This window comes from Micromonospora sp. 4G55 (genome assembly GCF_016803375.1).
This window is the reverse complement of sequence record NZ_JAEVHN010000268.1, coordinates 1-7,994: the sequence shown is the minus strand read 5'-3', so window position 1 is coordinate 7,994 and position 7,994 is coordinate 1. Positions and strand designations below refer to the sequence as shown.

Annotated in this window: 8 protein-coding genes and 1 pseudogene; 5 read left to right on the top strand and 4 right to left on the bottom strand. The window is 73.2% G+C overall.

Features of this window, described 5'->3' with window-relative positions; all coding sequences use genetic code 11:
- Positions 1-414, top strand: a pseudogene (locus JNW89_RS20785) (hypothetical protein); the annotation flags it as partial.
- Positions 415-499: 85 nt separating this feature from the next.
- Positions 500-1,030 (top strand): nitroreductase family protein, encoded by a 531-nt coding sequence (locus JNW89_RS20780; protein ID WP_238450172.1) that lies wholly within the window; start codon positions 500-502, stop codon positions 1,028-1,030.
- A gap of 27 nt (positions 1,031-1,057) precedes the next feature.
- Here the strand turns inward: JNW89_RS20780 and JNW89_RS20775 are convergent, their stop codons facing one another.
- Together JNW89_RS20775 and JNW89_RS20770 are read right to left on the bottom strand one after the other, a co-directional pair.
- Positions 1,058-1,279, bottom strand: coding sequence for a helix-turn-helix transcriptional regulator (locus tag JNW89_RS20775; protein WP_238450171.1), 222 nt, complete (start codon positions 1,277-1,279; stop codon positions 1,058-1,060).
- Positions 1,276-2,046, bottom strand: coding sequence for a transcriptional regulator (locus tag JNW89_RS20770; protein WP_238450170.1), 771 nt, complete (start codon positions 2,044-2,046; stop codon positions 1,276-1,278). Before JNW89_RS20770 ends, JNW89_RS20775 begins: the two co-directional genes overlap by 4 nt.
- A 77-nt stretch (positions 2,047-2,123) precedes the next feature.
- Between JNW89_RS20770 and JNW89_RS20765 the strand changes: the two genes are divergently transcribed.
- Together JNW89_RS20765 and leuA are read left to right on the top strand one after the other, a co-directional pair.
- A complete protein-coding gene (locus JNW89_RS20765) occupies positions 2,124-3,407 on the top strand; it encodes an MFS transporter (RefSeq protein WP_238450169.1) in 1,284 nt (427 codons plus the stop codon).
- 239 nt (positions 3,408-3,646) lie between these two features.
- A complete protein-coding gene (leuA, locus tag JNW89_RS20760) occupies positions 3,647-5,398 on the top strand; it encodes a 2-isopropylmalate synthase (protein ID WP_238450168.1) in 1,752 nt (583 codons plus the stop codon).
- Positions 5,399-5,448: 50 nt separating this feature from the next.
- On the opposite strand, the gene JNW89_RS20755 is transcribed toward leuA, so the two are convergent.
- Positions 5,449-5,652, bottom strand: a complete 204-nt coding sequence (locus tag JNW89_RS20755) for a DUF1737 domain-containing protein (RefSeq protein ID WP_238450167.1) — start codon at positions 5,650-5,652, stop codon at positions 5,449-5,451.
- A 51-nt stretch (positions 5,653-5,703) separates the two neighbouring features.
- Positions 5,704-7,137, bottom strand: coding sequence for an MFS transporter (locus tag JNW89_RS20750; RefSeq protein ID WP_238450166.1), 1,434 nt, complete (start codon positions 7,135-7,137; stop codon positions 5,704-5,706).
- A gap of 108 nt (positions 7,138-7,245) precedes the next feature.
- Here JNW89_RS20750 and JNW89_RS20745 point away from each other — a divergent pair, with 108 nt between their 5' ends.
- Positions 7,246-7,905 carry an HNH endonuclease family protein gene (locus JNW89_RS20745; RefSeq protein ID WP_154941296.1) on the top strand — a complete coding sequence of 220 codons (660 nt, stop codon included), beginning with the start codon at positions 7,246-7,248 and terminating at the stop codon, positions 7,903-7,905.
- The last annotated feature ends 89 nt before the right edge of the window (positions 7,906-7,994 follow it).

The following is a 7,994-nucleotide window of genomic DNA, read 5'->3' as shown; positions in this document are numbered from 1 at the left end:
GGCCGCCCCGAGGCGGCCAGCTGCGTCCGCCTCGGCGACCGGGACGACGCGGTGCCGCGCCGGCTGGACCCCCGGGTGCAGCACCCGTTCACCGACTGGCTGGAGGTGCTCACCGACCGGCGCACGCCGCTCGCGGTCTCCCCCGCCACCGCGCCGGCCGGCGTGGCCGGCACCTGCTACGCGGTGGAGACCACCTCCGCCTCGCTCAACCCGGCGCTGGACGTCGGGATCTACTGCTACGAGCCGGACGGGACGCCCACCTACGTCCGGGCCGCCCTCGGCACGCTCACCCTGGCCGCGCCGCCCGGGCCGGCGCCGGCCACCGTGCCGCTGGCCGGGCCGGTGGTGAACGCCGAGCCGCTCGACCTGGAGGCACCCGAGCCGAGCGACAGCGCGGGCGCGGAAACGTCGTGACCCGGCGCGGCGTTACGGGTGTGATTGACCACATTTGCCCCCACCCGCTCCTCCGGGCGAATCGGCCATACGGGACGCTCTTCGCATGGTCGACCTCACCCCGCTGCTCGCCTTCCGCTGGAGTCCCCGGGCCTTCGACCCGGCCGCCGAGCTGACCGGGGAGGAGGCGTCCTCGCTGCTGGAGGCCGCCCGCTGGGCCCCCTCGACGGGCAACGCCCAGCCCTGGCGGTTCGCCCTGGGCCACCGCGACGACGAGACCTGGAAACGAACCCTGGTCAGCCTCCCGGAACCCGACCAGCGCTGGGCCCGGCACGCCGCCGCCCTGGTGGTGGGCGCGCACGCCGGCACCGACCCGGAGCGGGCCGCGTACGACCTGGGGCAGGCGATGGCCCACCTCACCGTGCAGGCCACCGCACTCGGCCTGTACGTGCACCAGCTCACCCGCTTCGACCGCGCCGCGCTCTGCGCCGACCTCGACCTGGCGCCCCCCGTACGCCCGCTGGTGGTGGTGGCGGTGGGCCGACTCGGCGACCCGCTCGACCTGCCCGAGGAGCTGCGCCGGCGAGAGACCGCACTGCGCCGCCGACACCCGCTGCACGCCCTGCTGCTGCGCTGAGCGCAGCGGACGCGGCGGCCGAGCGGGTCACTCTCCCCGGCTGGCCCGGAGCAGCACCGCCGCCACGTCGGTTCCCCGGTAGAGCACGTGCCGCCCCTGCCGGACCCGGGAGACCAGCCCGGCGGCGTGCAGCGCGGCCAGGTGCTGGGAGACGTTCCCCGCCGACATCCCGGTCCGCCGGGCCAGGTCGCTGGTGGTGGCCGCGCTGTCGAGCAGCTGGAGCAGCGCCGCCCGGCCCGACCCGATCACCCGGGCCAGCGGGTCGCCGGGCGCGCCGGGGCCGTCTCCCAGAGGGTGGCCACCGCCCGCACCGGGTACGTCCCGCCGGGCGGCGAGTCCTCCAGCAGGTTCCACAGCACCCGCTGGGGCGTGAAGACCCCCGGGTTCAACGCGATACCGCGACCGCGCAGGTGGAAGTCGAGCCGCCACGGGTCGTCGCTGACCACCCGGTCACCGGCCCAGCGCACGCTGGGGTGCAGCCCGGCGAGGGCCAGCCCGGCACCGCCCTCGGCGAGTTGGCTGCCCCGGTGCGCGATGTCCGCCTCCAGCAGCGCCCGCATCCTCGGCCAGTCCGGGGCGATGGCCACGTCGTGCCAGACCCGCAGCGCGGTGACCAGTGCCGGCAACATGGCCTTCGGGTCGGTACGCAGCGCCTCGCCAAAGGGACCGAGCGGCCGTTTCGGAGTGGTGGCCAGCAGGTCCCGCACCACCACCGCCGGCGGCGTCGCCCTGACCTGCTCGAGGCCCTCCTCGAACTCGACGTCCGGGCCGGGCGGGGGTGGCGTGAGGAAGTCGGGCAGCCAGGCACGCGGGCGAGCCAGCTCCCGCAGGGGGCCCACCGCGACGGCCACCTCCGGGCGTGCGACGAACGTCCGGGCCCGGTCGATCCAGGGCAGGTGCAGGGCGTTGCGGATCGGGTCCCGCAACACCCACAGGCTGGAGACCGTCTCCCACACCGGAGAAACGCCGAACCGCACCCCGGCGACGTCCGCCGTCTCGAACCGCAGCTGCGACATCCTCCACCCCCGTCGAGAATTCGGCCCAGCCTAAAAGGCTCGACCGGTCAGCGGGGGGCACGGTTGGCTCACCGGCCATGGGGACCAGGGACACCATCCGCACCGCCGTCCAGCACGTCGTGCCACCCGCCGGCCTGACCCGCGCCCTCGCCATGCAGGCGATGGTCTTCGCGCTCGGCAGCGGCCTCTTCCAGGCCGGCAGCGCCGTCTTCTTCACCCGGGCGCTCGGGCTCAGCGCCACCCAGGTCGGGCTCGGCCTGTCCATCGCTGCCGGGGTGTCGCTGCTCGGCACCGTGCCGCTCGGCGGGCTCACCGACCGGTACGGCCCGCAGCGGGTCTGGATGGCCGGCGCAGTGCTCGACGCGGCGCTCTTCGCGGCGTACCCGTTCGTGGGCGGTTTCGCCGGATTCCTCGCGGTGGTGGTGGCGCTGGCAGCGGTGGACGCCGCCACCGGGACGGCCCGGCAGGTCTACTCGATCAACGCGCTGCCGCCAGCCGAGCGGGTCACCGCGATGGCGTACCAGCGCTCGTCGCTGAACGTCGGATTCGGCCTCGGGGCAGTGATCAGCGGCGTGGTGCTCGCGGTGGACACGATGGCGGCGTACCGGGGGATGGTCTGGTTCATCGCGGCGGTCTTCCTGGTCGCGGCGATCTTCGTCCGCCGGCTGCCCCGGCTGCCCGAGGTGGCCCGACCGGCGGAGCCGATGAGCCGACTGGCCGTGCTCCGGGACCGCCCCTTCATGGCGGTGTCCCTGCTCTCCGGGCTGCTCACCGCGCACCAGACGCTCTACCTGACGGTGATGCCGTTGTGGATCCTGAGCCACACCGACGCTCCGAAGACGGTGATCGCCGGGCTGGTGCTGCTGAACACCATCCTGATCGTGCTGCTCCAGGTACGGGCCAGCCGGGGCGCCGACACCACCTCCGGCGCGGCCCGGGCGTCCCGCCGGGGCGCCCTGCTGATCGCCGGTTTCTGCCTGGTCCTGCCGCTCTCCGGGCTCACCCGCGGTGGGCTCACGGTGGTGGTGCTGGTGGCCGCCGCGACGCTGCTCATCGTGGCCGAGTTGATCGAGTCGGCCGGCACCTGGGGGCTGACCGCCACCCTGCCGCCGGTCGCCCAGCGCGGGGCGTACGTCGGGGCGTTCCGGCTCGGCACGCAGTTGCAGTACCTGATCGCACCGGCCGGGCTGACCGCGCTCGGCGTCGCCACCGGCGGTTGGGGCTGGTACCCGACGGCGGCGCTCTTCGTGATCATCGGGTTGGCCGTGGTGCCGGTGGTCGCCTGGGCCGAGCGGACCCCCCGCCTCGGCGAGGCCGCCGCCCCGGAGCCGGCACCGGAAGCTGCGACTCCGATCTCATAGTCCGGACCTGCCTTCCCACCCCCCGTCTCACCACGTAGGGTGACCCTGTCATGTGGCAGGCGTACCTCCTCCTTGGTCGCCGCGACGAGGCCTGACCGGCCGGCACCTCGTCGCGGAGTCGAACCGCGCCGTCCAGCACATCCGAACTTCCCCTCGGCACCGCCCGGGCATCGTCGCCCGGCACCCGCCGACACCTTCCGATTGCTGACGCCCGACATGACCCACGGGAGCACTCCGCCATGGCACAACCCGCCACTGACGCCGAGACCGATCCGATCGCCCGGCAGCGCCCCAGCCGGATGCCGTTCCACCGCTACCAGCCGTACCAGCAGCAGTTCCGGATCGACCTGCCGGACCGCGCCTGGCCGACCCGGCACGTCGACGTCGCGCCGCGCTGGTGCGCGGTCGACCTGCGCGACGGCAACCAGGCCCTGATCGACCCGATGTCCCCGGAGCGCAAGCGCCGGATGTTCCAGCTGCTGGTGCAGATGGGGTACAAGGAGATCGAGGTCGGCTTCCCCTCGGCCAGCCAGACCGACTTCGACTTCGTCCGGCAGCTGATCGAGCAGGACCTGGTCCCGGAGGACGTCACCATCCAGGTGCTCACCCAGTGCCGGGAGCACCTGATCGACCGGACCTTCGAGTCGCTGCGCGGCGCGCGGCGGGCGATCGTGCACTTCTACAACTCCACCTCGACGCTCCAGCGCCGGGTGGTCTTCGGGCTGGACCGCGACGGCATCACCGACATCGCCACCCAGGGCGCGCGGCTCTGCCAGAAGTACGCCGAGATCCACACCCCGGACACCGAGATCCACTACGAGTACTCGCCGGAGTCGTACACGGGCACCGAGCTGGAGTACGCGCTGGAGGTCTGCGCGAAGGTCATCGAGGTGGTCGACCCGACCCCCGACCGCAAGCTGATCGTGAACCTGCCGGCCACCGTCGAGATGGCCATGCCGAACGTGTACGCCGACTCGATCGAGTGGATGCACCGGCACCTGCCCCGGCGGGACAGCCTGGTGCTGAGCCTGCACCCGCACAACGACCGGGGCACCGGGGTGGCCGCCGCCGAGCTGGGCCTGCTGTCCGGCGCCGACCGGATCGAGGGCTGCCTGTTCGGCAACGGCGAGCGCACCGGCAACGTGGACCTGGTGACGCTGGGCCTCAACCTGTTCTCCCAGGGCATCGACCCGATGATCGACTTCTCGAACATCGACGAGGTCAAGCGGGCCGTCGAGTACTGCAACCAACTGCCGGTGCACGAGCGCCACCCGTACGCGGGCGACCTGGTCTACACCGCCTTCTCCGGCTCCCACCAGGACGCCATCAAGAAGGGCTTCGACGCCCTGACCGCCGACGCGGCCGCCGCCGGGGTCCCGGTCGACCAGCAGCAGTGGGCGGTGCCCTACCTGCCGATCGACCCGAAGGACCTGGGCCGCACCTACGAGGCGGTCATCCGGGTCAACTCGCAGTCCGGCAAGGGCGGCGTCGCGTACATCATGAAGAGCGAGCACCAGCTCGACCTGCCGCGCCGGCTCCAGATCGAGTTCTCCGGGGTGGTCCAGCAGGTCACCGACCACGACGGCGGCGAGGTCGACCCGGGCACCATGTGGGAGATCTTCGCCCGGCACTATCTGCTCGACCACCAGAGCGATCCGGCCGTCATGCTGTCCGGCTACACGATCGGCACCGTCGACGGCAAGGTCGAGATCGAGGCCGAGGTGGAACTCGGCGGGGAGCGCCGCGCGCTCGCCGCAGTCGGCAACGGCCCGATCGACGCGTACGTCAATGCGCTCCAGTCGGTCGGCGTGGCGGTACGCGTGCTCGACTACCACGAGCACGCGCTCTCCTCCGGTGGTGACGCGCAGGCCGCCGCGTACGTCGAGTGCGACGTCGACGGTCGGACGGTCTGGGGCGTCGGGATGGACGCCAACATCGTCACCGCCTCGGTGAAGGCGGTCACCAGCGCGGTCAACCGCGCGCGCGACTGAGGCGCCACGGCAGGGTCCGGCTCCGGCCGGGCCCTGCCGCACGCACCCGGTCAGACCGGGGTGACCCCGGCCGACCAGCCGTCACCGAGCACCACCGCCTGGGCGACGACCACCCGCTCGCCGTCGAAGGTGATGGCCGGGGAGCCGTGCAGCCGGTAGCCGTCGGCCAGCGCCTCGCTGACCCGACGGCAGAAGTCGGCGTCGTCCGGCCCGGTCAGCAGCCGGTAGTGCAGCCGGTCGTCATGATCGTCCATCCGCCGACCGTAGCAACCGGTCCGGTGGGTGAGGCGGCAGCGAGGGCCCGGCTACGCCGGCGGGGCCTGCCGGGGCGGCCGGTGCACGAGCAGGCCGGCCGTCACCGCGCCGGCCAGCAGCAGCCCGGCGCACCAGGCCAGTGCCCCCCGGTACGCGTGGGTCAGCTCGGCCCGCTGCTCGTACCCGCCGCCGGAGAGGCCGACCAGCAGCGGCAGCGCGGCCACCGCGAGCAGGCCGCCCACCCGGGACGCGGCGTTGTTGAAGCCGCTCGCCACCCCGGCGAACCGGTCCGCGACGGCGGCCAGCACCGACGCGGTCAACGGCGCCACCACCAGCGTCAGCCCAAGCCCGAAGAGAAGCACCCCGGGCAGCACGTCCACCCAGTACGACGAGCCCGGACCGACCCGGCGCAGCAGCAGCAAACCCGCGGCGGCGATCACCGGGCCGACGGTCAGCGGCAGCCGGGGGCCGATCCGCGCCGACAGGGCGCCGGCCCGGGCCGAGCCGACCAGCAGCAGCAGGGTCATCGGGACGGTGGCCAGCCCGGTGCGGACCGCCGACCAACCGACGACGTTCTGCAGGTAGACGGCGAAGAAGAAGGTGAAGCCGCCGAGCGCCGCGTAGACCACCACGGTGAACAGGTTGAGCGCCGAGAAGAGGCGGCTGGTGAACAGCCCGGTGGGCAGCATCGCCGCCTCCCCCCGGCGTCGCTCCACCAGCACGAAGGCCACCGCGCCGAGGACGCCGACCAGCGCGGCCAGCAGCACCGGCAGTGAGCGCGGGCCCCGCGCCGGGGCGTCGATCAGGGCGTACGTGACGCCGGCCAGGCCGAGCGCGCCGAGCAACGCCCCGGTCACGTCGAACCGTTTCCCCCCGCTGCGCGAGGCGTCCTCGTCGCGGCTCTCCGGCACCCAGCGCAGCGCGGCCAGGATCACCGCGACCGCCAGCGGGAGGTTGATGAAGAAGATCCACCGCCAGGAGAGCGCGTCGATCAGCCAGCCACCGATGAAGGGGCCGAGCGCGGTGGTCACGCCGGCCAGCCCGGACCAGGCGCCGATGGCCCGGCCCCGGTCGTCGGGGTGGAAGCTCGACTGGAGCACGGAGAGCGAGCCGGGGGTGAGCAGCGCCCCGCCGGCGCCCTGGAGGAACCGGGCGGCGACCAGCCAGCCGGTGTCCTGGGCCAGGCCGCAGAGGACGGAGGTGACGGCGAACACGACCACCCCGAGCAGGAAGACGCGGCGCCGGCCGAAGCGGTCGCCCAACGCCCCACCGAGCAGCACGAACGCGGCCAGGGTCAGCAGGTAGCCGTTGACCGTCCACTGCAGACCCGCGACGGTCGCCTCGAGTTCGGCGCCGAGCCGGGGCAGTGCCACGTTGACCACCGTGCTGTCCAGGAAGACCATGCCGGAGGCGAGGATCGCCGCCAGCAGCGTGCCCCGACCCGCGCTGCTGCGGAGCCGGAGCGCGTGAGGGGGTGCGGTCATGGGTACCAATCTGCCCGCGCCGCATGGGAGATTCCAAAGAAACGCCGAAACCGTCCCCGGGTACTGTGCGGGATCGCCGGGAGCCCGCAAGCTGGAGAGGTGTCGTCTGTGCGTACCAGATCAGGAGCCCGTGGAACGGTGGCCGTCGCGCTCGCCGCGGTGCTCGCCCTCGGCGTGGGCGGTTGCGAGGTCTCGCTCGACGAGCCGGAGGCGCCGCCGAGCAGCGCCGGCAACGTCGGTGAACAGCTGGCCGAGCTGACCGTCGCCAAGGCGGGCTCGATGCGGGGCTACAGCCGCGAGCGGTTCCCGCACTGGCGGGACACCGGCACCAACTGCGACGTCCGGGACAGCGTGCTCAAGCGCGACGGGGAGGACATCCGCCTCTCCGGCTGCAACGTGGTCGCCGGCCACTGGGAGAGCGTCTACGACGGGCGCACCTTCACCGATCCCTCCGACGTGGACGTCGACCACATGGTGCCGCTGGCCAACGCGTGGCGCTCGGGGGCGAACGAGTGGGACGACGCCAAGCGCGGCGACTTCGCCAATGATCTGACCCGACCGCAGCTCATCGCGGTTTCCGCGACCTCCAACCGGGCAAAGGGTGACCAGGACCCGTCGCAGTGGAAACCGGCGAACCGGTCGTACTGGTGCAAGTACGCGGAGAGCTGGGTGACGGTCAAGCATCACTGGCGGCTGACGGTGACGAGCGCCGAGAAGGCCGCCCTCAGCGACATGTTGGAGGGTTGCACATGGGCGAACAAGCCGTGACCGGTGCCGGGGCGACTCCCGCGCCGGAGCAGATGCCGGACGCCGGCGGGGACGACGCGGCCGCCGCCACCGGCAGCGGTGCCGGCACC

Bases quoted from the DNA above. Each gene is read 5' to 3' on its own strand.
- JNW89_RS20750 (WP_238450166.1), bottom strand. From the start codon at position 7,137: ATGACCGCACCCCCTCACGCGCTCCGGCTCCGCAGCAGCGCGGGTCGG.
- JNW89_RS20765 (WP_238450169.1), top strand. From the start codon at position 2,124: ATGGGGACCAGGGACACCATCCGCACCGCCGTCCAGCACGTCGTGCCA.
- JNW89_RS20780 (WP_238450172.1), top strand. From the start codon at position 500: ATGGTCGACCTCACCCCGCTGCTCGCCTTCCGCTGGAGTCCCCGGGCC.
- leuA (WP_238450168.1), top strand. From the start codon at position 3,647: ATGGCACAACCCGCCACTGACGCCGAGACCGATCCGATCGCCCGGCAG.
- JNW89_RS20770 (WP_238450170.1), bottom strand. From the start codon at position 2,046: ATGTCGCAGCTGCGGTTCGAGACGGCGGACGTCGCCGGGGTGCGGTTC.
- JNW89_RS20755 (WP_238450167.1), bottom strand. From the start codon at position 5,652: ATGGACGATCATGACGACCGGCTGCACTACCGGCTGCTGACCGGGCCG.